The sequence below is a fragment of the Streptosporangium album genome (genome assembly GCF_014203795.1).
Taxonomy (GTDB): domain Bacteria; phylum Actinomycetota; class Actinomycetes; order Streptosporangiales; family Streptosporangiaceae; genus Streptosporangium; species Streptosporangium album.
Genome location: NZ_JACHJU010000001.1, coordinates 3,766,065 through 3,792,771, shown reverse-complemented (window position 1 = coordinate 3,792,771; position 26,707 = coordinate 3,766,065). Strand labels below are relative to the sequence as shown.

At 65.3% G+C, this 26,707-nt stretch carries 26 protein-coding genes and 1 CRISPR repeat array (1 of these 27 running past the window's edge); of the genes, 10 read left to right on the top strand and 16 right to left on the bottom strand.

What is annotated here, in order from left to right:
- Positions 1-2,909: direct repeats of the CRISPR family, unit length 37 nt; unit sequence GTTGCGATCCTCACCGACCCCGAAGGGCCGGTGCTGG; it reaches 787 nt to the left of the window's first position.
- 123 nt (positions 2,910-3,032) lie between these two features.
- The 8 genes from cas7c to FHR32_RS18200 form a co-directional block, all read right to left on the bottom strand.
- Positions 3,033-3,896: a type I-C CRISPR-associated protein Cas7/Csd2 gene (cas7c, locus tag FHR32_RS18235; RefSeq protein WP_184755397.1), complete on the bottom strand. Its 864-nt coding sequence runs from the start codon at positions 3,894-3,896 to the stop codon at positions 3,033-3,035.
- Positions 3,897-3,918: 22 nt separating this feature from the next.
- Positions 3,919-5,673 carry a type I-C CRISPR-associated protein Cas8c/Csd1 gene (gene cas8c, locus FHR32_RS18230; RefSeq protein ID WP_184755396.1) on the bottom strand — a complete coding sequence of 585 codons (1,755 nt, stop codon included), beginning with the start codon at positions 5,671-5,673 and terminating at the stop codon, positions 3,919-3,921.
- A gap of 4 nt (positions 5,674-5,677) precedes the next feature.
- Positions 5,678-6,367: a type I-C CRISPR-associated protein Cas5c gene (cas5c, locus tag FHR32_RS18225; RefSeq protein ID WP_312882440.1), complete on the bottom strand. Its 690-nt coding sequence runs from the start codon at positions 6,365-6,367 to the stop codon at positions 5,678-5,680.
- Positions 6,364-8,568 carry a CRISPR-associated helicase Cas3' gene (gene cas3 / locus FHR32_RS18220; protein WP_184755395.1) on the bottom strand — a complete coding sequence of 735 codons (2,205 nt, stop codon included), beginning with the start codon at positions 8,566-8,568 and terminating at the stop codon, positions 6,364-6,366. Before cas3 ends, cas5c begins: the two co-directional genes overlap by 4 nt.
- Before the next feature lie 845 nt (positions 8,569-9,413).
- Positions 9,414-10,055, bottom strand: a complete 642-nt coding sequence (locus FHR32_RS18215; RefSeq protein ID WP_184755394.1) for a hypothetical protein — start codon at positions 10,053-10,055, stop codon at positions 9,414-9,416.
- Complete coding sequence (locus FHR32_RS18210; RefSeq protein ID WP_184755393.1) at positions 10,045-10,287, bottom strand: type II toxin-antitoxin system HicA family toxin; 243 nt, start codon at positions 10,285-10,287, stop codon at positions 10,045-10,047. Before FHR32_RS18210 ends, FHR32_RS18215 begins: the two co-directional genes overlap by 11 nt.
- 326 nt (positions 10,288-10,613) lie before the next feature.
- Positions 10,614-11,219: a group II intron maturase-specific domain-containing protein gene (locus FHR32_RS18205; protein WP_184754509.1), complete on the bottom strand. Its 606-nt coding sequence runs from the start codon at positions 11,217-11,219 to the stop codon at positions 10,614-10,616.
- Between the two features lie 38 nt (positions 11,220-11,257).
- Complete coding sequence (locus FHR32_RS18200) at positions 11,258-11,788, bottom strand: group II intron maturase-specific domain-containing protein (protein ID WP_184755392.1); 531 nt, start codon at positions 11,786-11,788, stop codon at positions 11,258-11,260.
- A gap of 104 nt (positions 11,789-11,892) precedes the next feature.
- Between FHR32_RS18200 and FHR32_RS18195 the strand changes: the two genes are divergently transcribed.
- Together FHR32_RS18195 and FHR32_RS18190 are read left to right on the top strand one after the other, a co-directional pair.
- Positions 11,893-12,300, top strand: a complete 408-nt coding sequence (locus FHR32_RS18195) for a transposase (RefSeq protein WP_184754033.1) — start codon at positions 11,893-11,895, stop codon at positions 12,298-12,300.
- Between the two features lie 29 nt (positions 12,301-12,329).
- Positions 12,330-13,337: an IS3 family transposase gene (locus FHR32_RS18190; RefSeq protein ID WP_184756584.1), complete on the top strand. Its 1,008-nt coding sequence runs from the start codon at positions 12,330-12,332 to the stop codon at positions 13,335-13,337.
- On the opposite strand, the gene ltrA is transcribed toward FHR32_RS18190, so the two are convergent.
- On the bottom strand, positions 13,311-14,147 hold the full coding sequence (ltrA, locus tag FHR32_RS18185) for a group II intron reverse transcriptase/maturase (RefSeq protein WP_184755391.1): 837 nt from the start codon (positions 14,145-14,147) through the stop codon (positions 13,311-13,313). The genes FHR32_RS18190 and ltrA overlap by 27 nt on opposite strands.
- A 564-nt stretch (positions 14,148-14,711) precedes the next feature.
- Positions 14,712-14,948 (bottom strand): reverse transcriptase domain-containing protein, encoded by a 237-nt coding sequence (locus tag FHR32_RS18180; RefSeq protein WP_221465455.1) that lies wholly within the window; start codon positions 14,946-14,948, stop codon positions 14,712-14,714.
- A 208-nt stretch (positions 14,949-15,156) separates the two neighbouring features.
- Here FHR32_RS18180 and FHR32_RS18175 point away from each other — a divergent pair, with 208 nt between their 5' ends.
- Positions 15,157-16,461 (top strand): ISAs1 family transposase, encoded by a 1,305-nt coding sequence (locus FHR32_RS18175; RefSeq protein ID WP_184752030.1) that lies wholly within the window; start codon positions 15,157-15,159, stop codon positions 16,459-16,461.
- A 27-nt stretch (positions 16,462-16,488) separates the two neighbouring features.
- On the opposite strand, the gene FHR32_RS18170 is transcribed toward FHR32_RS18175, so the two are convergent.
- Together FHR32_RS18170 and FHR32_RS18165 are read right to left on the bottom strand one after the other, a co-directional pair.
- Positions 16,489-17,148: a reverse transcriptase domain-containing protein gene (locus FHR32_RS18170; protein ID WP_221465454.1), complete on the bottom strand. Its 660-nt coding sequence runs from the start codon at positions 17,146-17,148 to the stop codon at positions 16,489-16,491.
- An 804-nt stretch (positions 17,149-17,952) separates the two neighbouring features.
- The gene (locus tag FHR32_RS18165) at positions 17,953-18,156 is read right to left on the bottom strand and encodes a GntR family transcriptional regulator (RefSeq protein ID WP_184755389.1); all 204 of its coding nucleotides are present in this window, start codon (positions 18,154-18,156) and stop codon (positions 17,953-17,955) included.
- A gap of 179 nt (positions 18,157-18,335) precedes the next feature.
- Between FHR32_RS18165 and FHR32_RS18160 the strand changes: the two genes are divergently transcribed.
- The 3 genes from FHR32_RS18160 to FHR32_RS18150 all read left to right on the top strand — a co-directional run bounded on the left by FHR32_RS18160 (position 18,336) and on the right by FHR32_RS18150 (position 19,217).
- Complete coding sequence (locus FHR32_RS18160) at positions 18,336-18,572, top strand: hypothetical protein (RefSeq protein WP_184755388.1); 237 nt, start codon at positions 18,336-18,338, stop codon at positions 18,570-18,572.
- Between the two features lie 4 nt (positions 18,573-18,576).
- Positions 18,577-18,876, top strand: coding sequence for a hypothetical protein (locus FHR32_RS18155; RefSeq protein WP_184755387.1), 300 nt, complete (start codon positions 18,577-18,579; stop codon positions 18,874-18,876).
- Positions 18,877-18,971: 95 nt separating this feature from the next.
- Positions 18,972-19,217 (top strand): hypothetical protein, encoded by a 246-nt coding sequence (locus FHR32_RS18150; protein ID WP_184755386.1) that lies wholly within the window; start codon positions 18,972-18,974, stop codon positions 19,215-19,217.
- Positions 19,218-19,310: 93 nt separating this feature from the next.
- Here the strand turns inward: FHR32_RS18150 and FHR32_RS18145 are convergent, their stop codons facing one another.
- The 4 genes from FHR32_RS18145 to FHR32_RS18130 form a co-directional block, all read right to left on the bottom strand.
- The gene (locus FHR32_RS18145; RefSeq protein WP_184755385.1) at positions 19,311-21,062 is read right to left on the bottom strand and encodes an IS1634 family transposase; all 1,752 of its coding nucleotides are present in this window, start codon (positions 21,060-21,062) and stop codon (positions 19,311-19,313) included.
- 347 nt (positions 21,063-21,409) lie between these two features.
- A complete protein-coding gene (locus FHR32_RS18140) occupies positions 21,410-22,006 on the bottom strand; it encodes an ATP-binding protein (RefSeq protein ID WP_184755384.1) in 597 nt (198 codons plus the stop codon).
- Positions 22,003-23,040, bottom strand: a complete 1,038-nt coding sequence (locus tag FHR32_RS18135; RefSeq protein WP_184755383.1) for an AAA family ATPase — start codon at positions 23,038-23,040, stop codon at positions 22,003-22,005. The genes FHR32_RS18140 and FHR32_RS18135 overlap by 4 nt, the downstream gene beginning before the upstream one ends.
- Positions 23,041-23,319: 279 nt before the next feature.
- Complete coding sequence (locus FHR32_RS18130; protein ID WP_246466192.1) at positions 23,320-23,688, bottom strand: winged helix-turn-helix domain-containing protein; 369 nt, start codon at positions 23,686-23,688, stop codon at positions 23,320-23,322.
- A gap of 177 nt (positions 23,689-23,865) precedes the next feature.
- Between FHR32_RS18130 and FHR32_RS18125 the strand changes: the two genes are divergently transcribed.
- The 4 genes from FHR32_RS18125 (at position 23,866) to FHR32_RS18110 (ending at position 26,535) form a co-directional block, all read left to right on the top strand.
- Positions 23,866-24,222, top strand: coding sequence for an SCO3933 family regulatory protein (locus FHR32_RS18125; RefSeq protein WP_184755382.1), 357 nt, complete (start codon positions 23,866-23,868; stop codon positions 24,220-24,222).
- Positions 24,219-25,595 (top strand): FtsK/SpoIIIE domain-containing protein, encoded by a 1,377-nt coding sequence (locus tag FHR32_RS18120; RefSeq protein ID WP_312882439.1) that lies wholly within the window; start codon positions 24,219-24,221, stop codon positions 25,593-25,595. Before FHR32_RS18125 ends, FHR32_RS18120 begins: the two co-directional genes overlap by 4 nt.
- A gap of 87 nt (positions 25,596-25,682) precedes the next feature.
- Positions 25,683-26,345 (top strand): DUF2637 domain-containing protein, encoded by a 663-nt coding sequence (locus FHR32_RS18115; protein ID WP_184756581.1) that lies wholly within the window; start codon positions 25,683-25,685, stop codon positions 26,343-26,345.
- A 13-nt stretch (positions 26,346-26,358) separates the two neighbouring features.
- Positions 26,359-26,535 (top strand): hypothetical protein, encoded by a 177-nt coding sequence (locus tag FHR32_RS18110; protein ID WP_184755381.1) that lies wholly within the window; start codon positions 26,359-26,361, stop codon positions 26,533-26,535.
- The last annotated feature ends 172 nt before the right edge of the window (positions 26,536-26,707 follow it).

The following is a 26,707-nucleotide window of genomic DNA, read 5'->3' as shown; positions in this document are numbered from 1 at the left end:
CTCTACCGGCAGATCGTTGCGATCCTCACCGACCCCGAAGGGCCGGTGCTGGCACTACGTACACGATCAAGAGGTTCTGATCACATGGTTGCGATCCTCACCGACCCCGAAGGGCCGGTGCTGGGTTGCGCCGGGCACGCACCGCGCACGTCAGCACGGAGTTGCGATCCTCACCGACCCCGAAGGGCCGGTGCTGGGTCCGGGGCGGCCGACCATGTGGAGGCGACTTTGCGGTTGCGATCCTCACCGACCCCGAAGGGCCGGTGCTGGGTTGCGCCGGGCACGCACCGCGCACGTCAGCACGGAGTTGCGATCCTCACCGACCCCGAAGGGCCGGTGCTGGGTCCGGGGCGGCCGACCATGTGGAGGCGACTTTGCGGTTGCGATCCTCACCGACCCCGAAGGGCCGGTGCTGGTTTCGGGTTCTGGCCGGGGCGCCGGCCGACTTGGGTTGCGATCCTCACCGACCCCGAAGGGCCGGTGCTGGGAGGAAACCGACGACGTTCTGCTCCAGGCCCCGTTTGTTGCGATCCTCACCGACCCCGAAGGGCCGGTGCTGGGATCCGCATCGTGGCCATGGAGACCGAACGACGAATGTTGCGATCCTCACCGACCCCGAAGGGCCGGTGCTGGCCGGGCGTACCCCTGCTGCCCGGACGACTTGCCGCCCCGGTTGCGATCCTCACCGACCCCGAAGGGCCGGTGCTGGTTCAGGTGGTGGACGACGATTGCGGCAATCAGTCCGTTGCGATCCTCACCGACCCCGAAGGGCCGGTGCTGGGTCCAGGCCGGCTAGCGTGCGGGTGACGCCGGACTTGTTGCGATCCTCACCGACCCCGAAGGGCCGGTGCTGGTTGTTCGCCGGCTGGGGAGGGCGGGCTTGCTGAGCGTAGTTGCGATCCTCACCGACTCCGAAGGGCCGGTGCTGGGGGCGAGCTGGTCAACCTGAGCGAGCGTCCGTCGTGTTGCGATCCTCACCGACCCCGAAGGGCCGGTGCTGGGGGCCGAACGCGAGCGCCTCACCCCACCGCACCGCCATGTTGCGATCCTCACCGACCCCGAAGGGCCGGTGCTGGCATGCCAAGGTCTGCTTGGGATGCCCGCAGCCCGAAGTTGCGATCCTCACCGACCCCGAAGGGCCGGTGCTGGGCGGCGACTACCCCCGGGGTGGCGCCCTTCCCAAGGTTGCGATCCTCACCGACCCCGAAGGGCCGGTGCTAGCGTCAGAGTCACGGACGATACCGGTGACGCCGATCATGTTGCGATCCTCACCGACCCCGAAAGGCCGGTGCTGGCGTGATCATCCCGTCTGCCTGACCCAGGGGTGCCACAGTTGCGATCCTCACCGACCCCGAAGGGCCGGTGCTGGCCAACAGTCTGCGGGCGGGCGTGCCCATCACCCGATGGTTGCGATCCTCACCGACCCCGAAGGGCCGGTGCTGGTCGCCGCCGTCACCCCGGAAACCGACACCCAAGACGTCGTTGCGATCCTCACCGACCCCGAAGGGCCGGTGCTGGGCCGGTTGGTGTTCTTGCCGGAGAGCTTGTCGGTGTTGCGATCCTCACCGACCCCGAAGGGCCGGTGCTGGACACCAGCGAGCACGTCGTGGAGCTGCGCAAGCTCCTGTTGCGATCCTCACCGACCCCGAAGGGCCGGTGCTGGTGGTCGAGGTGGTGGTCCGCCCGAACGAGGCCCGCAAGTTGCGATCCTCACCGACCCCGAAGGGCCGGTGCTGGCGATCAGCATGCTCACCTTCCTGACCGCGCACGTCAAGGTTGCGATCCTCACCGACCCCGAAGGGCCGGTGCTGGTTGATGCTCTTATCGCGCAGCTTGCTGACCGAACCGCGGTTGCGATCCTCACCGACCCCGAAGGGCCGGTGCTGGGGCGTCTAACCCGACGTCGTAAGCGCCGGAGTCAACGTTGCGATCCTCACCGACCCCGAAGGGCCGGTGCTGGTGTGACCGGTCCGCCGGGACGATCCCGCCGTACTCGTTGCGATCCTCACCGACCCCGAAGGGCCGGTGCTAGGTGGAGCCGTGGCCGTCGCGGTCGAACATGCCGTAGGCGTTGCGATCCTCACCGACCCCGAAGGGCCGGTGCTAGGTGGAGCCGTGGCCGTCGCGGTCGAACATGCCGTAGGCGTTGCGATCCTCACCGACCCCGAAGGGCCGGTGCTGGCCGCGGTCATCGCGCCGATGCCCAGGCGCCGCCCAGGTTGCGATCCTCACCGACCCCGAAGGGCCGGTGCTGGTACGGCAGCTTCTCCAGAGCGAGCGTGAGGAGTGGTTGCGATCCTCACCGACCCCGAAGGGCCGGTGCTGGCAGCCACGCCCATTGCCCGTTGGGGTTGCACTCGATGTTGCGATCCTCACCGACCCCGAAGGGCCGGTGCTGGCTGATACTCCTTTGCCTGGAAGGCGCCGTGCTTCGTGTTGCGATCCTCACCGACCCCGAAGGGCCGGTGCTGGAGGACGTGGCCGCTCTGAGCGGCGGCGTCGCCGTGGTTGCGATCCTCACCGACCCCGAAGGGCCGGTGCTGGGACGAGGCCATGCAGCAGCTCATCGTTCGGCTGGGTGTTGCGATCCTCACCGACCCCGAGGAGCCGGTGCTGGGCAGGCCCAGCCCGCCAGCTATCGTTCCCGCGATCACGTTGCGATCCTCACCGACCCCGAAGGGCCGGTGCTGGTATACGCGGTGGCCTGGTCGTTTCCCTTGGTTCGGGTTGCGATCCTCACCGACCCCAAAGGGCCGGTGCTGGGGTGGTCATGTCGTCCCCCTGTCAGGCCGTACGGAGGTTGCGATCCTCACCGACCCCGAAGGGCCGGTGCTGGCAGCGTCTCCCCGTCTTTCCCCCGAGTCTCACAGACGTTGCGATCCTCACCGACCCCGAAGGGCCGGTGCTGGAGAAGCCGGCGCTGCGATTCTTGATCGTCCAGGTAGGCAATCACGGCACTATGCCATAGAGGCCTGACCATCGAGGTTGTTCAATTTACTTATCAAGTAACAGATTGTGCTGTATCCCCTTGTTCAGCCGATGACGCGGGTGAGTGTTACGCCTTCGGGGATAGCTGTTTCGTCGATAGTGATTTTGTAGTTGGCGAAGTCACGCACCGGTTGGCCTTCGGGGATGATGAGCTTGTTCTTCACTGCGTCGGTGAGGGTGTGGGCGGGGGCGGTGCCGAAGGCGTCGGCGTGGGTGAAAACGTAGAGACCGCGTAGGGCCATTTCTGCGCGGCCTGATGCTCGGTCATGCTCGAACATCAAGGTGAGGGCTCGCCACAGCATGGACAGGTCTTCGGAGGTGACGCCGGTTCGGGCGGCCAGGGGGGCGCTGAAGTGGCCAATTCCGCGGTAGAGGCCGTAGGCGATGGCGTGTTTGCCGCCCATCTCGGTCTCTTTGGTGTCGTCTTCTCGGGTGCGGGTCACCCGGGTAATGCCGTGTTCTTGGGGGAAGACCGGGTCGATGGACCGGGAGAAGGTGAGCTGGAGTGGTCCCTGGACCCGTCCGGCGGTCTTCTTGCCAGTGGTCATGACGGCGCCGAACATACGGACGTCGAAGAATGTCTGGCACATCCACTGCTGGGCTGAGGTCTGGGCTGTCTTGCCGTCGGCGAGATCGAGTTCTTTGTAGGCGCGTTCGTGCTGGGAGTTGAGGGAGACGCCGGCTTCGACGTAGATGTCGTAGCCGGGTTTGCCCTCACCCAGGAGGGTGATCATGTTGCGGATTTTCCGTTTGATCGCAACGTCGGTGACCAGGCCCTGCATGGTTTCAGGGTCGGTGCGGGGCATTCCCGCGGCATCGGGGTCGCCGTTGGGGTTGCCGTCATGGATGTCGAAGAGGAACACGAAGTCGTGTTTGCGAGTGGGGTCAAGATGGGCCGCTTGGGTCATGGCGTTCTCTTCCTAGGTCGGGTCAGGCGTCAACGGTGTCGGAGGTGTTCTTGGCTGCTTTCGCGGCCCGGGCGGCAGCCATGTCGAAGGCACGCTGGTGGTCGTAGCCGAGGATGAACTGGACCTGTCCGCGGGCATCCAGGTGGGCCGGGAGCCCAACTTTGTGATCGATGAGCAGGCTGATGGAGGCCAGACGGCCATCGAGAGCTCGGCCGGCCGGGCGGGTTGCTTCTTTGCCGATGAGCTTCTTCAGGTGCCCGTTGGCGTTGGTGCGCAGCATCCGCATGGTCGCGGCGGGCTGGGTCATGGCCAGGCCGAAGTAGCGGTCGCGGATGGTGGCGTTGGCCTCGGGCAGGGCGCGGCGCTGGATCGCCTCCAACAGGGCGAACAGCCGCCCCCACACGTAGGGGGGGTCGGTGGCCGTTTCGTTGAGGCCTGGCATGACGTTCTCCTTATAAGGGGGACGGGTGAGCGCGAGGCGGAGCATCGCGACCCTGGGCAGGTCGATGTGGTGGTCGTTGCGGATCCGGTGGAGAAGCTGCGGCACCAGACTGGGCGGTAGCGGGGTGCCGTGCAGTGCGGCGTGCAGGAGGTTGCGCTCCAGGCCGTGGGCGGCGCTGCCCGGCTGATACACCTTGCGGGCCCGGTTCCAGCGGCCACTGGCTGCCACCATCTGCCACAGCGGCACGTACTTGACGCCGTCGCTCCACCGGTCGGTGGAGGCATGGTCGAGGAACCAGGCGGCGAACCGTCTTTTGATCTCTGGGAGCGGAACGTCCAGCCAGTCGCGGACAACGACCCGGCTCTGGTTGGCCGACAGGGTCAGGGCGTAGAAGGCGTTGTCTTCAACCAGCGTGCCGGGCTGGCTATCCCGGACCTCCCGCAGGAGCCGCTGAACGTCTTTGAGGTGCGGGGCGTCAATAACCAGTGGGTCGAAGTCAGCGGGTTCGCGCAGCCACCAGATAAGCACGTTGTCGTCGCCGCGCCGTCGATGTCTGTCGTTGGAGAGCAGGTCGTTGAGCGCGGCCATCGCCGAGCCGCCGCATTCTTCGCAGATCGGGGTGTTGGCCAGCTGGATCGTTCCCGTCCGACCCTGGGCTGCGGTGTTCACCGATATCAGCGCGGCGTCTCGACCACGTTTCGGCCGGCCAGCCGCATCGAGACCGACCGGGATGAGGGTGCTTTTGACCATCTCCGGGATCGTCTTCAGCAGCGCATTGACGTGCCCGCAGACCAGGCAGAGTCCGTCGTTGCCGGAGCTCTTGCGATCGCGAGCGATCCGAGCCCAGAAGCTGACCGCCGAGGGTCGAACATGCGCCCATTCACCCTCCACCACGATGGCGACCATGTCGGAGGACTTGGCGTCAGCCGGAAGTCCGGTCAGCAGGTCCAGATGACGTTCGGCCTCGAAGGTTTCCCACACCAGGTCGGCGACCGGATCGGCGTTGGCATCTTTCCATTCCTTGAGCAACGCAAGGTAGGCGTCGTTACGGCGCTCCGCACCGGCCTGGGCCTTGTCAGTACCGTCCTTGGCAATCGCGAACACGTACTCCAGCGTGTCCGCCAAGAGCATCGCCGCCACTCCGCTGGTGCGGGTCAGGTACGGCGTCGGCAACGACGAGCCTGCCTTGTTGTCGGCATCGGCCCGGCTGATCAGGGAGGCTTTTCCATCGCGGTCGAGCATGATCGCCCACCGGACGGTTCGATTCCGGTAGTAGCGCGGCGTCTTCTCCTGTCCCGAGTTTTCGGTGTGTTCGATGAGCCGTTGAATCAGCATGTGATCACGTCCGAGTCTTCGCCGGCGCGGCGGAGGGGAGTTCAAGGCCGTTCGGCGGGACCTGCATGACCCCGTCTTCCAGGTAAGCGCGAAACCAGCGGCAGGTCTCGCCGCTGGTCTCATAACCGATGCTGTGCAGCATGACGCCCAGGTCACGGCACTCATCGATCGGCTTGGCGATCGTGGGTTCTCCGAATCGGGCCGAGAACTCCCGGGTGCCGAGGAACGGCTGGGAATAGCAGGCGCCCTTGGCCACCCGCCGGCGAAACTGCTCGCGGTACTTCGCCTCGTGCTCATTGGCGTGCGGCTTCAGCTGCACCTGGGCATAGATGCGGTAGGCGACCTTTCGCAGGGCTACGGTGTTGCGCTGGTCGCGGTCACCTTCCACGTCATAGCGAACCGTCGCGTCGGCCATGGCCCGTCGGACCCAGTCCTCGGAGATCAGCGACTTGACCTCGTTGCGGCGGATGGAAAACCAGCTAATCGGCTCAAGGACCTCGATGCGGCAGATGACGTAGTCGAACTCGGGCTTCCAGAAGATCGCCTCAAGGATGCCGCGGGCGGCTGAGGGGGTCATGACCTCGTAGCTGAAGCGCTCGGATTTGAGTTCTGGCCGGGTGAAGCAGGCGAAGTCACCGCTCACCTCGACGACCAGAGGGGGGTGGGGGTAGGGCGGATGCTGATGCGTGCTCACCTGGTGTAGTCCTCCGGCTTCGGGTAGGTGAACTCAATTCCGCGGTGCGGGTGATAGGGGTCGATCCACTCATACAGGTCACCGAGCAGTTCGGTGGCGCGCCCTTCGGCGACGGCGTGCTGAGCCAGGCGGGTAGGCAGCGTGGCCAGGTAGGGCTGAAGACGGCGAAACACCCACGCCTCGACGCGCTCCGAACCGCGCAGCCGATTCCTCAAGCCGTCGCGTTCTTTGTCATCGCCGTAGCGGACGAGCACGGGAACCGACTGCTCGTCGATCATCTTGAACTGCTTGGCCACTATCGGGAAGTCGAGATCCGCACGGCGGTCTTGGATCTGCTTTCCCGCGCCGCTGCCCTCGACGTTCTTCACCGCGTACCGGGCCTGGTAGTAGGTCCGCAACGCCGTCAGGTCGTCGGGATCCTTTCCCTCGGGTCCGATGTAGGCGCGGCTGGTGTTCAGGGCGGCGCCATACACCAATTGGGTGCCCCGGACGCTCCCATCGGCTGGATCGAACACGATGACCCTGCCCTCGGCGAGCCGACCGTTGCGGTTTGACCGTCCCGCCGCCTGCTGCAACGCCTCCGCCGGGGCCATCGCCCGGTAGACCACCGGAAAATCCAGATCGACGCCCGCCTCGACCAGCTGGGTACTGACCACCGCCACCGGCAGATCACGATCAAGCCGGTCTCGGACCGTCTCCAGGACCTCGCGGCGATGCGCTCCGGCCATCCGCGTCGACAGGTGCAATACCGGTCCGTCGTGCTTCCAGGCGGCGGCGAGTTCTTCGTGCAGCGTAGCCGCGTCTGCGGTGGTGTTGACGATCAGCAACACCTGGGACTCTCCAGCCGCCTCGGCGGCGATCTGCTTGAAGGTGGGTTTCGGGTCGCACTTCCAGATGTAGCGGACCCGGCGCAACCGCTCATACAACGGCTGCGGCTGCGCGATCACCTCCCGCGCCTTCAGACCACGAAAGATCTCCAGGTCGAAGAACGCTGGCTGGGTCGCCGACGCCAGTAGCACACTGGTTCCGAAATACTCGGTCAGATGCCGCAGCGCTGACAAGATCGGCAAGAGCATCGCATCTGGCAGAGACTGGACTTCATCCAGCACGATCACCGAACCTGCCAGGCGGTGGATCTTCCGCATCGCCGTTGACCTGCGACTGAAAAGCGACTGAAAGAGCTGCACGGTGGTCGTGACGACGACCGGGGCGTCCCAGTTCTCCGCCGCGAGCCGCTGCCATTTCTTCGTCGCGGGAAGCCGGTGCAAATCAACGCTGCTGTGGTGCTCCAGCACATTGGCATCACCAAAAAGGGTGCGATAGATCTTCGCGTTCTGCTCAGTGATCGACATGTACGGCACCGCGATGATCACCCGTCGCAGACCATGCTCGGCCGCGTGATGGGCCGCGAAACCACCCGCCGCGATCGTCTTCCCGGCCCCCGTCGGCGCAGGGAAGGGGAAGATCCCTCGCGGCTGAGAGGCGGCCTTGACCGCCTGGTCGTACACCTCGGCCCGGATACCATCCACCGGCAACGGGGAGGCCCGTGCCTCGGTCAGAAAGTCCTCCCGCGCCTGCTCGAAAGCCTCCACCATCGTCGCCAGGGAAGCCGGCACCGGTCGTGGCTCACCCGTGAAATGCCGGGCGGTGTCGAGATAGTCGGCATCGACCAGAGCGCTGAACACCATCCGCAGCAGCAGCTCGACCGCATGGGGATCCTTGGCGGATTTCACCCATGCGGGCAGGTCAGGCATCGGCCCCGAGCTGATCTCCGGCACCAGGACCGCGATGCGGGCGATGGCCTCTTGCACCTGCTCTTGGGCGTCCACCTCAGCCGATGCGAGGCAGCGCTTCAGATCTTGGGTGTCCGGAAGCCCGCCATGGTGACCCAGCACTGCCATGCTGAAAAAGCCCAGCTTCGCCTTACGCGCCGCCAACCACGTCCCAGCCGCCTTGTGATCGATGCTTCGACCCTGGGCGTCGACAACCCTTCCACTTGTGGCCTCCGCCTTGAGCAGACCTTCCTGCCATGCGCATCCGCCCTTGCCCACGTCGTGGACCAAGCCGAGATACGCCGCCAAACCCCGAGCTCCGAACACCTCCGCGAAATCACCCGCCAGGACCGCCGTATCCCGCAAGTGATCACTAAGCGCATGCCGGTGACCAGCGTTATTCACGCTGTGCGCCCACAATTCCGTCATCACAGTCCGATCCAGGCCGTTAACGAAGAGTCATCTCGGGACTATAGGACGGAGGCCCGACAAAATGCCAAAGCCGAATAGGACGCCTTTTATGGATCGTCCAATATGTTCCGTTGCGGCGGACCTAAAATGGTCCGCCGCAACAGAACGTTCGACCAGTCAGACGATGTCCGAACTGACGTCTCTATTACGATGCTCGGCCGCCCTCGCGAATGGGCTGCCGCTAGTGCTGCGTCACGGAGCCTAACGTCGACTGGTTGATCCCGGACGAACTTCAGAGAAGTATCTCGGAGTTGGTGTGGAATTGTGCATCACTTTGGCGATCTCCAGGACGTGGTGGTCAGAGAGCAGTAGCCTCTCGATCGCCCTAGAAGTCCCCATATGAAAGCGTCGCCCACTCCTACGAGGAGCCCCGGACGACGCCCCAGACCTCACCACTCCAGACACCGCCGCCCCTGTCCACCGGACCCCCGCTGGCGTGCTAGCCCGAGTCATCCGATGGCAAGGGGACCCGTACCACAGGGCCGCCAAGGCCCGAGGAACGGAAGCCCCGCGGCAGCCTGACCTTTCGCTTTTCAGACGGACCAATCACCCTGGTCGGGTAGTGAAGACTACGATCAGCGGGATGTGGATGGTGGCCCGGATGTGCTCGCGAGTGGGGGCGTTGCTGGTCAGCGCTGCTGTCACCTCGGCTACGAGCATCCGGCGGCAAGTCCAACGAAAGAGGGCCGCGGCAGTCGATCGCCCGGCCAAGCGGTGCGGTCGTCGGCAGGTGGCCCGGCTGATGTGAGCGGCCAGGCTGCATGGCCGCCACCGGCGCCGCCGCTATAGCCAAAGTGGGCTTATTAATGCACAGCCAGAACCTTGGTCTCCACGAAAACGGGGCGCAAATCAGCGCTAGAATGCTCAATCTCAATGTCTCGAACAATTTCGGCCATTGTCGTATTCATGGCATACGCTTTCTTTTTCATGGATACTGTGCCTTCAACCTCCGCAGCATATGCGAATGGGATAGTGACAAGAAGTTCATCAGCTGTTGCGACGGCAACATTGATCACATCCCCACCAGGATCAAGCTGCGAAAGCACCCATTCGATTGTGTCAGTAAAGACTGCACACAAGAAAACCGTCTCACCAACAGCATTAGTTGGGGCAGCCGTCAGACTCTTTGCCTGACTAGGAATCCCGAGAGCGCGACCTATCCGTGTATATACTTCCTGGCGCTCATCACGGTGTTCGTCAATGGCCAACCTTGTAACGAGTTCATCTTCGCTTCCCAGCTGGCCGTAATGCCGCTCATTATGTTCAATTACATTAAACGGGCCCGGTCGCTCAAAATGAAAGCTTAGAACGCTCTCGAGATCGGCTCGCAGCTCTTTATAAGTTTTACGCCCATAAATAAGACCTGGAGCTTGCGGCGAGGTGGCATAAAGATCAAGGTCGTTTTCGCCTGCACGGATGATGAGGTGAATAGTTTCAGCTGTCACCCTGCACCACCTTCAGCGCATCGTCCTTCCCCATACCTACTTGCTTAACAAGGATGTCCCTCACCACTCCCGGCGCAAGCTCATCCCTGTCATGGAACGCGAACGTCAGTCGAGGTCTTCCCTCGCAGACAAGTTTCCTATGCGAGCCCTCACGGTCAACTTCCTCATAGCCCAAGCCAAGCAAGATCCTCAGCATCTGTCGGGCCTTCAGGGAAGGGAACGGGCTCGGCACCTATCGCGCTCCTACTGCTCCGAGATCACTCGGCTCTACGGGCAAGCACAATTGAGGCCTAGATCCGAGGCCTGTGCGGCACTATACAGTGACTTGCGACATAGCGTATCGCCCTGCAGCCTCCCGCGTGGGTGGCGCTGGCCGCGACCGGCCGAAGAGCCGCAGCGCGGCCAGCGACCGCCCGACGCGCGGCGAGACGCCGCAGGCGGATCGGTTGAGTCGGCCTGGGGCGCGGTGTCGAAGTTGCCTTCGGTCCGTTTCCCCAGGCCGCTCGCCGAACCCGGCGTGCGACTTTCATCGCACCGGGCTCTCCACGGTCTTTGCCGTTAGGTGTGGGCAGGAGTCCAGGGGTTGGGGATCTTGTTGCCTCGGTAGCGGTACCGGGTGATCGGTATTGCCGCGACTCGTTTCAATTCGGTCCCGCCCGCCGTGATGGGTAGCCACTGCCCAATGGGTGTGGTGTATCGACGGCGGATGTCGCTCCACGTCCAGCGGTGTCGTTTCCAGAGCATCCTGATCACTCTGCACCAGGTGAAGTGGTCCAGACTGTCGAAGGTGCGTTGGGCGACGGCGTGCTTGAAGTAGGAGGCCCACCCGTGGGTGATCGCGTTGAGTCTCCTCAACACTGATTGCAGGTCCTGCTGCGACGTTCTGGGCGTGAGGGCACGGATCTTCGCTCTGACCGTCCGGATGGCCTGGTGGGAGACGAAGGTGTAGACGTACCACTTGTTGGTGCCTTGCTTGCGACGCCACTGGAGGCGGAATCCCAAGAAGTCGAACGCCTCGCTCATGTGCACGATCCTGGTTTTGGCTGGTGAGAGCCGTAGTCCCAGGAAGGCGAGCACGTGGGTGATTTCCTCGTGTAGGGCCTGGACGTCCTCGCGGGCGCCGAAAACGAGTACGACGAGGAGAGTAGGCCGGGGGAATCGCACCCCCGGCCTCTCGCAGAACCGGACTTAAACCTCTCGGCTTATCCGGCTCCCATCGCCCAGCCGTCAGGACGAGCGCCGAGACGCCAGTGCGCGAACAGGCGGGGAGATCGCCGGGCGATCTCGGCCAGCCAGGCCATCGCGCGCCGTTCCCGGCGTTTGAGCCGTTTGTATTTCCGGCACGCCCAGCCCACCAGGAGCTTGTTGAGATGCCGGAGGAAGGAGAGCAACCGGGACCGGTAGAAGCGCCCGTAATAGTTGATCCACCCCTGCACGATGCTGTTGAACATGCGGGCAAGGTCGTCCAGAGACTTGTCACTGCGCCGGGACAGATGCCAGGAGCGGATCACCGCTCCCATCGCCTTCATCGCCTGCGTGCTGACCGCGGGCAAGAACGACACGAAGTGCTTGCCGTGCTTGTTCTTGGCCAGCCGGGGCCGGAACTCATAGCCCAAGAACGTGAACCGGGTGTGCTCGTGCGAGCCCGTCCGGTCGGCGTCCTTGCAGTAGATGATGCATGTCTTGTCCGGATGCAACTCCAGGCCCCTCTCTGTCAGACTGCTGTGAGACATAGACGTATGAGTCCTTTTGATGTGAAGCAGGGCGAGACGGGACCACCAAGACAGTGACAATGACCTTCGCTGATCAGACCGCCATGACGGGGCAAAATGGTCACGTGACCGATAAGCGGCCGAGCCGGCCGGTGCGCCGGACGTTCACCGCGGCCTACAAGACGCGGATCCTCGCGGCCTACGACGCGCTGCCCGAGGGCAGCCCCGAACGCGGTGCCCTGCTGCGCACCGAGAAGCTGTACCACTCGCATATCGAGCACTGGCGCAAGCAGCAAGACAACGGAACCCTGGCCGCGTCGACCGGCAAACCGAAGAAGGACGCCGAATCGGAGGAGTTGGCCCGGCTGCGGGCCGAGAACAAGAAGCTCAAGGCGGACGCGGCCAAACTCGCGGCGCGAAACGACAAACTCGCCGGTGAACTCGGAAAGACCAGGACAGCGCTGGACATCGCGGGAAAAGCATTCGCGCTGCTGGAGAACATCTCAAGCAGCGCGGACTCCGACGAGAGCTGAACCAGGCCCTCGATGAGTATTTCCCCGGCCTGGAAGCCGCCGTCGGCACGCAGCACGCGTGCCGGATCCTCGGGAGATCCCGCGCCGGCGTGTATCGGAAACGCCATCCCCGGCCGCGCGTGGCGCGTGAGCGCACGCCGTTTCATCATCCGGCCGAGTTGTCGCAGGAAGAACGCGCGCACGTGCTGGCGGTGCTGGACTCGCCCCGGTTCGTCGACCGGTCCCCGGGCCAGGTGTGGGCGATCCTGCTGGACGAGGGCACCTACCTGTGCTCGCAGGCCACCATGTACCGGCTCCTTCGCGAACGCGGCTCCTCCGGCGAGCGCCGCGCCCAGGCCGTCCATCCGGCGAAGAAGAAACCCGAACTGGAAGCCGACGGGCCGAACCAGGTGTGGTCCTGGGATATCACGAAACTGAAAGGACCTTCGCGCGGCGTCTACTATCTCCTGTACGTCATCATCGATATCTTCTCCCGTAAAACCGTCTGGTGGGAGATCTGGCCGACGGAAACAGGAACCCTTGCCAGAGAGTTCATCGAGCACGCCATTGAGGCCAATGGTGGGATTGCCCCGGGCGCGATTCACGCCGACCGCGGCACGTCGATGACGTCGAATACCGTCTCCGGCCTGCTCGCGTTGCTGGGGATCGATCAGTCCCATTCACGGCCGCGCGTGTCCAACGACAACCCGTACTCGGAAGCGCAGTTCAAGACGCTCAAATATTGTCCCGCGTTTCCTGGAACGTTCGGGTCCATCGAAGATGCCAACGTCTTTTGCGGCCAGTTCTTCCGATATTACAATAACGAACACCGCCATTCCGGTATCGGAATGCACACCCCGGCGTCCGTGCACGACGGCTCCGCGGCCGAGATCCACGCCAAACGGGTCGCCACCTTGAACGCGGCCTTCCTGGCCCACCCCGAGCGGTTCCGCGGTCGTCGGCCCTGCCCGCCGCCGCTGCCCACCCGAGTGTGGATCAACAAGTCATCCACGACCCTCCAGACCGAGACCTCAGTACAAACACCGCAAGTAGCCTGATGTCTCAATCAGTTTGACAGCTTCCGGGCCGACCTGCGCCAGACGCATTGCAATCGCGTCTCGCACGTATTCGGCCTGCCGGCGGCTGCCGCAGTGCACCACCGCGTCATCGCAGTAACGCTCGAAACCAAGCGCCGGAAATTCCCGGGCCAGCCAGGCGTCGAACGCGTAATGCATGAACAGGTTAGCCAGCAAAGGTGAAATCGCCGACCCCTGCGGGGTCCCGCGATCTCGGGCGACCAGGGTGCCATCCTGCCGTTGCATCGGAGCGGTCAACCACCGCTGGACATACAACAGGATCCACCGCTGATCCGGTGAAAGGTGCTTGGCGACGGCCTTGAGCACCAGGTCATGCGGCACGGTGTCGAAGAAGGCCCGGATGTCCATGTCGATCACCCAATCCTTCCGCCAGCACCGCACCCGGCACGCCCCAACCGCATCCAGCGCCGACTTGCCCGGCCGATAGCCGTAGGAATCCGGATGGAAGATCGGTTCGACCTTCGGCTCCAGATACATCCGCACCACCGTCTGGGCCACCCGGTCGGCCACGGTCGGCACGCCCAGCACCCGCACCCCTCGCCCTTGCGGCTTGGGGATCTCCACCGCTTTCACCGGCGGCGGGAAGTACGAGCCTGAGGACAACCGGTTCCAGATCCGATACAGATTCCGGTCCCGATCGGCCTCGAACTGCGCGATCGACTCCTCATCGACCCCCGCCGCCCCCTTGTTGGCCTTGACTCTCTGAAACGCTTCCCAGACCTTCCACTTGTCGATCTGAAACGGCTTGTCCTGCTGCCTGAGTTCGCTCACCTGGCTCCTCCCGGCCCGATCGGATGACCAGCCGGTTGACCACCAAGCGACTCCGGGCGACCCGGCCCCTTCGCTCCACGCCCATTACGGCGCTTCTGCACTACTACGAGCCGGTCCGTCCCTCCGCCTCGCCCCGGTACTCGGCCCCTTGCAGTGTCCGCTGCTTGGGGTACTCCCTTCGGCCGGACGCTCCAACACGCGCCCGACACCGCTGAGACGGCAGGTTCCCACGTTCCGTACTGGCGCCCAAGCCGAACTCGCGCCACCTTGACGCCGGTCACCACCTGGCCAGCAAGCAGGCACCCGCCAGGCTCATCCCGGGGCAACAACTGGACCCCGGTTTCGATGACGCCGCTACGCTTTCGACGTTTCATCAGTGGTTCACTCTCGTTCGCCTTCTCGGCTCACACCTGACGCATCTCGTGCGCCTTTTCCGCGACGCTCACCACCACGGCCATTGAGCCGCAGCAACTCGCGGTGGTTTGGGACCTCCCCCTGCGTGAGCGATCCCGGAGGACCTACCTCCATCACCAGCACAGCACCGCATCCGAAGCTCGCGATCTTCTACATCACAACCTCCATCAGCGTTCGTGGCGCACAGTCGTCCGCGTAGCGGACGAGACGCCAGTTCGGCATGGCATGGCGACGACGGTAGGCCCGTCGGCCAAGGGTGCTCATCGTCCCGCCGTCTTTCCAAGGACCGTGCAGGTGCTCATCGAGCGCCGACATGGCGATGTTGAAGATCAGCGGTGAGAGGATGCCCCCTTGCGGGGTGCCGGTCGGGGTGCACGGCCCCGGCATGTTGAGGATTTGATCGGGTTTGATTCTTTGCGTGTGACCGGTGCCGACCTTCGCGGCCGGTAATCTCTGCCCCAATCCGGGCATGAGAGGGGGCACGACTCCCCAAGATCGGGGTTCTCACACCAACCGATCTCCAGGGGGAATCGTGCCCGCTGCCGCCCTATCATCGCCGACCAGCCCCGCCCGAGGTGCCGGCTTGGGTCATGACGTGCCATCCGGTCGTGGTGGTGAGGGCGGGCTGAGGGCGCGATTCCGGGTTATCTGTGACAAACGGGCCGTCTACAACACGCTGCATTCCCTGGAGTCGATTTTGGCGGTGGCCGCGTTCGGTACGGCGACGGTGGGAGGGGACACGGTGACCGCGATCAGCCACTGGGCCGATGATGCCCCGCAGGAGATCTTGGCCGGGCTGGGGTGCAGGCGCGATCCGTTCACCGGTCGGCACTATCCGCCCAGCGAACGCACCCTGCGCCGGGTCCTGGCCCAGACCGACGGGGACGAGCTGGACCGGCAGACCTGCTCCTACCTGGCCGGCGGCCACGACGTCCGCGATCTGTCGGCACCGGGCCACGGGGAACGGGCCGGAGAGCGGGACGGGGGCGATGGCCGGGAAATTCCCGCCGAGCTCCGCGTCGGTCAGGGCTGTGAGCGTGAGGGGCGCCGGGCCGCTCAGCGGACGCGGGAGCGTCCTCGGCCTGCGGGGATGCTGGAGGCAGGCGCGGCTGACGGCAAGACCGTGCGCGGCGCGGGCCATGGGCAGGCGAGCGCACCGCAACTGCTGTCGTTGCTGCATCACCGCCGTGGCGTGGTGCTGGGTCAGCGGCAGATCGCCGACAAAACCAACGAGGTGCCCGAGCTCGCGCCCCTGCTGGCCGACGCCTTGTGCGGCAGCGACGTGGCCGTTATCACCGCGGATGCGTTGCACACCGCCCGCGAAAGCGCCCGGCAGATCAGCGAGGACTTCGGCTGCTACTACGTGCTTGTCCTCAAGGAGAACCAGCCCAGTCTCCTGGCCGCGGCCCAGGCCCGGCTCGCCCCTGGAACGGATGCAGACCACGAGCGGGCCGGCACCGGGCACACCGAGGCCGACCGAGGCCACGGCCGCATCGAAAGCCGCACCATCCGCACCGCGCTCGCCATCGGTCTGGACTTCCCGCACGCCGCACAGCTCTTCCGGATCGTGCGACACGTCGCCGACCTGGACGGCCACGGCACCAGCAAAGAGGTGGCCTACGGGATCACCAACGCGCCCCCGGACGTGGCCGGTCCCGCGCATCTGAGCACCTACGTTCGCCAGCACTGGAGCGTGGAAAATTCCGAGCACTACGTCCGAGATCGCACCTTCCACGAGGACGACTGCCAGGCCAGAACCGGACAGCTGCCTCACGTCCTGGCCACCCTACGCAACCTGGTCATCAGTACGTTTCGTCAACGCGGTCATGTCAACATCGCGCACGCCCGCAGGCATTACACCCACGTCCCACAACGACTCCTCACGCTGTTCACCCTGTGAACGCGGTATCAATCGGACCAGCCACACTCAAATCCTCAACATGCCGGGGCCGTGGGTCGGGGTGTCCCTGTGTTCGCCGAGTTCGGTCAAAATCCCGGCTTTGAGGAACGCCTTGACCAGCGCCAGTACGCGTTTGTCCTTCACGCGGGCGCGTATCCGGTCCATCACCGGTGGATGCGCGACGTTGTCGAAGGCCGCCTCGATGTCCGCGTCCAGCACCCAGCGGTAGCCGCGGGTGCCGAAGTAGTGGATCTCAGCGATCGCGTCCTGCGCGCGTCGCCGGGGCCGAAACCCGTAGGAGACCGGCAAGAAGCCGGCCTCGAAGATGGGTTCCAGCACCAACTTCAGCGCGGCCTGGACGACCCGGTCGGCCACCGTGGGAATCCCCAGACGGCGGAGTTTTCCAGCTCCACCGGGCTTGGGGATCAGACGTTCCCGTACCGGTAGCGGACGGAACGTGCCCGTCTTGAGTTGAGCACGCAGGTCATCCAGGAACCCGGAAACTCCGATGTACTCCTCGACCTGGGCGACCGTCAGGCCATCCACGCCGGGAGTGCGGGCTCCCATGTTGCCCGCGACCCGCTCGAACGCCATCAGCAGCGTCGCCGGGTCGTGCACGAGGTTGAACAGATCGTCGAAACGGCGGCCAGAATCGGCCGTTGCCCAACGGTGAAGCTTGGCCTGCATCTCCGATACCTGCCGTCGGGGCCCCTTGGGGACCTCATCCGGCCAGGCACCACCATTCGGCGGTGCGTCTTTCGGCATTACAGCCTCCATCCCTTCACAAAACCGCTGCCGTCCTTCGCCATGTGACCGGCTCTCCCGGCCTCGGACTACTACGACGGCTCCGCCCCGCCCGGCCCGTTCGACGGTCGGTGCATCTATCCCGATAGGCGGACTGGCTGTCTGCCCTTCGGGAGTCGCGACCAGGCGGTTCCCGTGTTCACACCGATTCGTTGGGTGGAGGAGGAGCCCGACTCTGTCCCAGCGGCCTCGTCATGGGTACGCCGCAGTCCTTCCCCATGACCTCCCGGGACTGGTTAAGGATCCCTTCCCGGAAGTTCCCGCCGCTCAAGCAGACGACGGGACGCACCGCGCCCGGCCCATATCCACCAGATTTGAGCCGGTACTACGTGTTGAAGGACGTAAAGACGCCGGTTCCTCGCGTACTCCTTTCCACCTCGCTCGCCGGACCCGCACCATCTGGCAGTACTGGCACGTCCCGGCTTTGTCAGGGCTGCTCCCGCCCTCCCCGGCACCACCCGGGTCAGACTGCCCTCAGCTACCCCACCCTGCTACGACAGGACGAAGGAGAGGGTCTTTCACCTCCTCGCGAACCGGTGCGCCGCACGGCGCACCCTTTAAAGACGTAAAGAAAGTTCTCATCCGGCAGGGCCTTGACTGGCTGACCTGCGGATGAGCTGTAGCGCTGGGAGAGCCGGCTACTCGGCTGCGCTGTCTCCGTCAGGGTCGGCTTGGCCGCCGGAGGCGCTAACGAAGGTGCCTTTCTGCGGGAGCGTGTAGAGGGCTCCGACCTACTGCCTTGCGGATGGTTCCCTTGGCAACACCGAGCTCTTCGGCCAAGCGGATCTCGGAGGGGATAGGAGTGCGCGGGCGGTACTGACCGTCCTTGATGCGCTGCCGGATCACGTCGGCAACCTGCTTCCACACGTATTCACCGGTGTCCCAGTCCATGCTCTAGACCGTAGATGAGCTGGGAAGACATCAAAACTTCGGGTTGCAGTGTGCTGCAGTAGATACTAGCGGGTGGCAGTGTGTACCAGAGTGATGCAGTATAGAAAGAGGCCGCCCCGATCGGATGTCGTCCGCGTCGCCGAACGGGTTCATGAACGTAGACAGACGGAGTGAAGCTTATGACCCTCGAAGAGCTCGCCCAGGACTTCCCCAACTGGGTGATTTGGCGCGGGAGGACCTCCACCGGGCCTGAAGGGTGGTACGCCACCCGGCGGGGCGCCTCGTTGAGCGAGGAAGAACTGAGCAGGGGCATGGCCGAGACCATCAGCGGCGGTGACGCCACCGAACTCCTCACCCAGCTACGAGAGCAGGGCGAGATCGGCACCCGGCTCACCCCTGCCACATTCACGGAGTGAGGCCGTGGCCGCGTCTCCTTCGCTGCCTGCCCCTTACCACGGCACCCACCTCGCCGCAGCTCAAGCCAACTGCGAACCGGTCGACTGGCAGAGGCCGATCCCACGCGCCGACCGTATTCGCGTCCGAGAGCACACCTGTGAGTGCCGGACGGTCATCTACGAGTTGTGCGCAACCAGCGGACTGGTCTTCGTCCGCAAGCACTACCGGAAGAACGGCACGACCACGGTGTGGGAGAGCCCATGGCGACGGGCAGCCGAGGGCTTGAGCCTGTGGGATTCGATCCTGCGTGGGTTCGCCCGGTGAACAACCGTATGACGACGGCTTCGACAAGGAAGGGAGAACCCATGTCTAGGAGTTCTTCGACCGCTTGCATATGGTCGCTGGCGGATGAGGGGCCGGTGATCGACCGATGGCAGACGGAGATGAGCGGGCGGGGTGTCTTCTACGCGCGCCGCAACCCTGAGCGGGCGTTGGCCCGGCATGAGGTGCTCGCCGGGCTCACCCGCTACCTCGTCGCGTATACCTCTACTGAGCTCATCCGCCTAGCCGAAGAACAGCGCCGCATCGAGGAACGGCTCAACGGGCGTTCGCTGCCGGTGATGTGTTCCCACTGCCCTGCGTTCCGCGTAATTCGGAGCGGCTAGAGCTCGAAACCGGTGCTTGACCTGGGGAAACGCGTGGAGACACACCGGATGGGCGTTTCTCTAGTCCGCGCACAGGTCCGAGCTTAGGAAGGATCAGGAGAGAGCAGCGAGCTCGATGATCTGCTGGGGCGCAGCGATACCGAGTTTGGTCAGCAGGTCGCGGTGGACCTTGGTGGGCTCGGTGCGCTGACGGAAGCGGCCCGCGGGGCCATGGAAGGTACCGATCTGCAGACGGTTGAGGTGACGGCGAATGCTCACCCAGGTGTCGCCGACGGTGTTTTCGATGATGCGGACCAGCAGCAGGGCCAGCCAGCACAAGATGACATGGGCGCGGATACGTTCCTCGCGGCGGTGGTAGACGGGCCGCAGATCGATGATCGACTTCATGTCGCGCCAGCCGCGCTCGACCTGCAAAAGCTGCTTGTAGCCGACGGCGATGTCGGCGGCCGGTAGATGCGGGTCCGAGCAGCGCAGCAGGTATTTGCCGTCCAGGTTGGCCTCAGCGTTGATCGCGCGGGCGTTGATCCGTAAGCGCCCGCCGGGGGTGGTGCGCAGATAGCGGTTCAGCGCGGGCCTGGCGCTGATCTTCCCGCGTAGCTCGGCCCGTTTGATCACGCTCAGCGTGTCGGAGCCGTCGATCAGCTCGCGCAGTTGGGTGATGAGTTGCTCGCGGACGTGGGCGTCGCGGGCGGCCGCCTCGGGGTTGTGGCAGATCACGAACCGTTCGTGCTCGCTGACCTTGACCTCTTTGATGCGCATGTTCGCGGTGATGTCGGCGTAGCGGCCCTGCCGCGACAGCGCGGTGGTGATCTCGGGGCTGTCGGAGCGCAGCTTCTCGCCGATGATGTAGTGATGATCGCCCCTGCGCAGGTAGCGGCGGTTGGCCGCGGAGGCGAACCCGCGGTCGGCCACCCACACGATCTTGGACAGGGTCCAGTCCCGCATGTCGTCCTTGACCTGCCGGATCAACGCTGAATCGGAGGTGTTGCCCGGCCAGGACCATACCCGGACCGGGATGCCGGAGCGGGTGACGGCCATGCCGATGACGATCTGCGGCAGGTCGTCGCGGGAGTCCTTGGACTTGCCGTAGGTGCGAAATCCGGCCCTGTCCTGCTCGCCGTCGCCGTCGCCGTCGCCGTCGCCGTCGGATGCGGATGCGGATGCGGATGCGGATGGGGAGACCGGCAGTCCGTGCTCGTCGCGAGCGATCGGCTCGTCGGCCTCGTCGAGTTCGAAGTAGGTGCTGGTGGTGTCGAAGAACAGCAGGTCCACCTCCAGATTGAGCTGGTTGGCGACCTGGTTGTAGATCTCGGCCTCCAGTCGTTCGCGGACGTCGTGTAGCCAGTCCATGGCCCGGTAGCAGGCGTCGTCGCTGGTGGCGGCCAGGCCGTCGATGTGGGCATCGTTGCTGATCCAGTCGGCGGCAGCCAGTTTGGACGACGGAGCCAGGGCGCGGTTGGCGACCAGAGCGAACAGCACCCGCTCGGCCGAGACGTCACGGGGCCGGCCGCGGCGGCCCTGCAGGAGCTGGATGAGGATCTGGTCGATGCCCAGCCGGCGCCATATCTGGTCCAGTGCGTAGGTGCCGCCGTAAGGGCGTGATTCTAGGAACGCCAGGCCGGGGGCCGTGGTGGCGGCCAGTGCTTCGGCCGGGTCCAGCAGCTTGGATAGAGAGGCGACCAGCCGGGTGATCGCGGTGCGGTCGAGTTGGTCTTCCCGGCCGAAGCTGTGCAAGATTTTGGGCACGGAGCGACCTGCGACCGGGTCCCACTCGTTGTGGGCCAGGTGCAGGTAGCGGACTGCCGTGCCGTTCTTGGTCTTCCGGCTGGTGGTCTTCACATACATCGTCTCTAGACGATACCCACCCAAACCCGGAGCTAACGGGGCAATCTGCCCAGGCGTTTCTCTAGGCGATTTCAGGCCGCAGCTCTAGTCACACCATTCTGACCTGCAAGTTTACCCGGTCGGAGTCTCTAGTGACCGCTAATTACGCGGAACTCGGGACTGCGGGCGAGGCTCGGGAAACGCGCCGAGCCTCGTCACGATGGATGAGTCGTCAGTTACGGCTGAGCGCTGCGCTCATGAGGATGTCGAGTGGACCTATCAGCGTCCTCTGCCGGATGGTGCCCAGTGCTGGGACTGCGGGACCTGGTGGCGGCTCGATCTGATCCCGGCTGAGGTCGCGGCACGGCTCACGGATGGCACTCCTGCCCGTGAGGACACGCGGCCATCCGTAGCCGGTCGTAGGCGTTCATGATCTCGTCCGCGGCTGCATTCACGCTGAGCCGGTCGGTGTGGATGCGCAGATGAAAGAAGCCGGTGTCGGTGTTGGCCTCCAGGTCGGCGAGGGTCTCGTCCCACGCGGTCAGGCGATTGCCGGTGTCGGCGTCGCCGCGGGCGTGGGAGCGCTGTTCGGTCACTTCGCGGGGAACCCACAGCAGTACGCGAAGCCATCCGTCCGGAACCGTGCCGATGAGATGGCGCAGGTCACGGATGTTGCCCATGTGCGCGACGGGGACGTAGCCGGCGGCGTGCCGGTCTTCGATCACCTGGCGGTCGACGGCGTAGACGTTGCCGTAGCGGCGGGTCTCGACCAGCAGACGCCCGGCGTCGCGAAGCTTGTCCAAGTGCTCGGCGCTGACGAACTCATACCCGTGCGCCCGGCCGGTGCCGACCTTGAGCTTGGGCAGCAGCACGAACCGCGAGTCCAGCCGACCGAGGGCGGCGGTGACGGTGTCCTTACCGCTGGCCGGCGGGCCATACAGAATAATCCCTTGCAGACCGCTCACGTCAGGATCCGCTTGAGGGCTTCGCGGGTCTGGTCGGCCAAGCTGATCGCCGCACCGAGCCGGTTGTCCACCGTCACGTGCGCGGTGGGCGGGCTGACCTCGACCTGCAAGCCTTCGGCGTACTGCTCCCAGTTGTCCAGCTTCCACGCGTCCCGGGCGGCTCCGCGGAACTCGATGTACTCGCGCATGGACTCGGTGTCGCAGCGCACCCAGATCGCCGCCACGTCAACGCCCTTGGCCGCGCACCGGTTCTCCAGCCGGGTGAACCACGCCTCATCCTTCAGTTCCGCGATGAACGGCGCCGACAAGATGGCCGAGGTCCCGACCTTGAGATTGTCCCACGCGGTCTCCATCAGGCACCGATACTCGAAGGGGCGGACCTCTTTGAGATACAGGTCGGTGTGGCGGTCGTGGGGGTCGCCACCGAGGGAGACGAGTAGCCGTTCGACGATGCACCGGGTGAGGGAGTCTTTGTCCAGGAACGCCCAGCCGGTGATGTCGGACAGGAAGCGGGAGAACTCGGTCTTGCCGGATCCGGCGTATCCGCCGACGAGGACGAGGATGGGTTTGGGGCTGCCTCCGCCGTGGCGTCGGCGCCAGGCGTCGACCACCCGGCCGCGCAACAAAGCCGGCGGTGAGTCGCCTGAGGTGATGCCGCCGATGGAGACCTTGGTGAAGGCTGCTTCGATGACCTGGGCGGCGGCGTTGTCGGCGTCGGGATCAGCGGGCGCAGGCAAATCGGAAATCACGATTTCCGCTTTCTGTGATTCACCGGGCAGAGCGGGACGAAAGCCGAGTTCGGGCTCGGTGGTCTCATAGAGCAGGCAGTAAGCGCGCCGGTAATGCGGGCCGGGGAACGTCGTTCCGTGCTCGTGTCCCCATAAGGTTTGGAGACTGCCCGCCGGGACGCTCAGGCCGTGGCGGGCGGCGGCCTGGCGGAGCCGTTCGCCGGCGGCCTCCAGGGTCAGACCGTGGGCTTCGCGGTGTTCCCGCAGGCGGGAGGGGGTCCAGCCGGGGCGCTGGGTCGTCTTCATTGCATACCTTCGCCTTCACGCTGTGGGGGTGGTGCGCGGTGTGCGGTCGTGCATGTGAAAACGCTTATGTAATTGGTCGTTGAAAGCAACTGCAGAAGCTTAACCAGCTCAGCGTGATACCGGAAACCCGCAGCTCACGGTGGAATTAGGCAACGCCGAAAGGCGAAAGACACCGCAGGGCAAGGGAGTAGGCGATGAACGTGGACCCCCAGCGGATCATCTGGGAATTGACCGCGATCCGGGCAGAGCTGGACGAGTTGGCGTGCCGGCTCGGTGAGATCACCGTTGTTCTTCGAAGACTGCCGCCTCCAGAGCGACGAGCCGATCCCCCAGTTCCTTGATGCCCTGGCGCATCAGGGCCAGCTGGTCCAAGATCTCCGCGGTCGCGCCGGAGGGCTCCGGTTCGGTGGTCTCGGCGGGGGTGTCGCGGACGAAGACGCCCTTGCCTTGCTGGCCGATTACGAGGCCCTCTGTGCGGAGCACGCTGATCGCGGCTTTGACGACGCTGGCGGAGACGTCGAAGCGCTCGCACAGTTGGGCGATGGACGGCAGGGCCGTGCCGGGGGTGAGCGTGCCAGCGCGGATCTGGCCGTGTAGCTCGTCGACGATTTGCAGGTAGGCCGGTCGGCCGGTCTTCTCCACCATCATCTGCTTTGTCTCGCTTCGTCGTGCTTCATGATGCTTCGTCTTGCTCCACTTTGTTTCGCTTCCAGTTGAGCACACCCCGGTAAAGAAACCAACCAAGCCGCCGAAGAACCCATTGACAGCTTAGAATACCAAGTGTTCCATGTACTCCAAGGCTTCTATCTAGCAGAGGACACGACCATGCGCACCATCCCCATCCCCGTCGACGTCACCAAGCTCCAGATCACCTGCGTCAAGCCCGCCAAGCCCCGCCTCGTCAACAAGGACACCGGCGAGATCAAGCGCGACAAGGACGGCAACGTCATGTACGAACTCACCCTGCTGTTCGAAGACGACTTCGGCCGCATGGAACTCGTCAAGGTCAGCACCACCCCCGAACCCCAGGTCATCGCCGGAGAGGAGATCGTCCCGGTCGGCCTGGTCGGCTACGTCTGGGAACAGGGCGGACGCTGGGGCATCTCCTACCGGGCCGCCTCCTTCCTCCCCGCCGGCTCCACCACCTCCGCCCCCTCGGCCAGAACGGGGGCGGACCTGTGATCGACCTCGGCCACCCCCTGCTCAAGGTCCTCGCCGCCCTGCTGATGCTGATCGTCTGGCGGCGCTGGGCTCCGCTCTCCTACTGGTACGTCCTCGTCTTCCCGCGCAAAGCCGTCTGGTTGCGCTGGACCTGGCGGCATGTCGCCTCCGGCTGCGGGCTGACCAAGAAGCGGCACCGCTGGTGGTTCACCACCGTCCCCGGTCTGGTCGCCTCGACCGGCGTCGTGCAGGTCAAGCGGCGCTTCCAGCGGGTCGCGGTCGACACCAAGCCGTGGATGGGGCTGCCCCGGCCGGTGCGGTACGGCTTCCGCATTACCTTCCATCTGCTCGACGGCCAGGTGCCCGACGACTACGCCAAGGTTTGCGAACGGCTCGCGCACGCCTGGCGGATCGAAGCGGTCCGCGTGGTCGGCTCCCGGCCCGGCCGTGTCACCCTGCAAGGGATCACCCGCGACCCTCTAACCCACGTCGCACCCGCCACGCCTCCGGCTGAGCCGCGCGACGGCTGGCGGGCCGATGACCTGCTGCGGCCCATCGTCGGGGTGCTGGAGACCGGCGCGGCCTGGCGGATGGACCTACGACTGATTCCGCACTGGATGAACGCCGGCGCCACCCAATCCGGCAAGTCCAACCTGATCAACGCGCTCATCGTCGGCCTGGCCCCGCAACCGGTCGCCCTGGTCGGCTTCGACCTCAAAGGCGGGGTAGAGCTGTCGGCCTATGCCGCCCGGTTGACCGCGCTGGCCACCAGCCGCGACGAATGCCTCGACCTGCTCAGTGACCTGATCGCGGTGATGGGCGCGCGGATGCTCGCCTGCCGCCGCTCCGGGGTGCGCGACATCTGGCAACTCCCCGACGCCGCGCGGCCGATCCCGGTCGTGGTCTTGGTGGATGAGTTGGCCGAGCTGTACCTGACCGCCGACAAAGCCGAAAAGGATCAGGTCACCCGAACCGCCACCGCGCTGCTACGCATCGCCCAGCTCGGCCGCGCCTTCGGCATCCACCTGGTGCTGTCCGACCAACGCATCGGCTCCGACCTCGGCCCCGGCGTCACCGCGCTGCGCGCCCAGATCGGCGGGCGCGTCTGCCACCGGGTCAACGACCCCGAAACCGCAGTGATGACGCTCGGCGACCTCGACCCCGACGCCCTGGTAGCCGCCCGCTCCATCGCCCCCGAACTACCCGGCGTCGCCGTGATCACCGGAAGCGACGGCCGTTGGTACCGCGCCCGATCCGGCTACGTCTCCACCACCACCGCCGAACACGCCGCCGACACCTACGCAGGCGTCACCCCTTCCTGGAACCAGGTCGCCGCCTCCGGCCTCGGCCACGAACTGCCCTCTCCCGACGACACTCCCGAACTCGCCGCCTGAACACCCCGCGCGGCCCCTTGGAAGGAGGACCCCACCGTGACCACGACCGCGCCCCGCCTGGCCGTACGGCTGGCCGACTCCACACCGATGCTGATCCTCGCGCTCATCGCCGGGGCGGGCAGCTTCACCCACATCCGCGACACCGCCACCGAACACGGGCAATCCGGCTGGATGGCCTGGGCCGTGGCCATCTGCGTCGACCTCACCTGCGTCATGGCCGCCCGGGAACGGCAACGCGACAAGAAGAACGGCCGCCAGCGGGACGGCTGGATCTCCTGGCCGACTCTCGTTCTCGTCGGCGGGATCGTCCTGTCGCTGGCCGCGAACCTCGCCCAGGCCGAACCCTCCGCCTGGGGCTGGATCACCGCCGCGACCCCGGCCGGCGCGTTCCTGATCGCGGTCTCCATGCTGGAGCGCCGCGCCTCCGAAGCCCGTCCTGAGCCGTCCCCGGCACTCGTCCCCGTTCCGGACGCCGTACCAGAGATCACTTCGGAACCCGTCACCGCCGTTCCGCTACCCGGCCTCGCCGTACCTGGCCAGAACGGACCGCAGCACGGTACCGAGAACGGTCAGAACGACGCCGGGCCGGCGGGCGCGCTCGTCGACTACGCGCGCCGCATCGCCGACGAACACCACGCCCGGCACGGCAGACCCATCACCCGCGACACCCTGCGCGCCCGACTCGGGGTGTCCAGCCAACTCGCCTCCGATCTCCTGCACGCCCTACGCGACAACCCCGAACCCGCCTGACCTGGAGCCCCCCATGCGCATCCGCATCGACGGCACCTACGCCGAACTCGCCTACACCGTCAACAAGATCCGCACGATCCTCCCGATCGGCTCCATCTCGCCGATCCGGCCCCGCCGCAGACGCCCCTACACCTGGCGCGTGTTCATCGACACCGCCCCCAAACCCCACGCAAGGAGATGGATCACGTGAACGACGACCAAGACGCCCTGCTCGTCGCCATCGAGCCCAAGCGCTGGCTGTGCTGCCGCTGCGGAGGAACCGGCGTCGACAGCTACGGGCCCCACCTGCCCGCACTGCGAGGGCCTCGGCTTCTGCTGAGAGTCTTCGGTGCCCCCGGCGTGACCACACATCCGCCAAGACG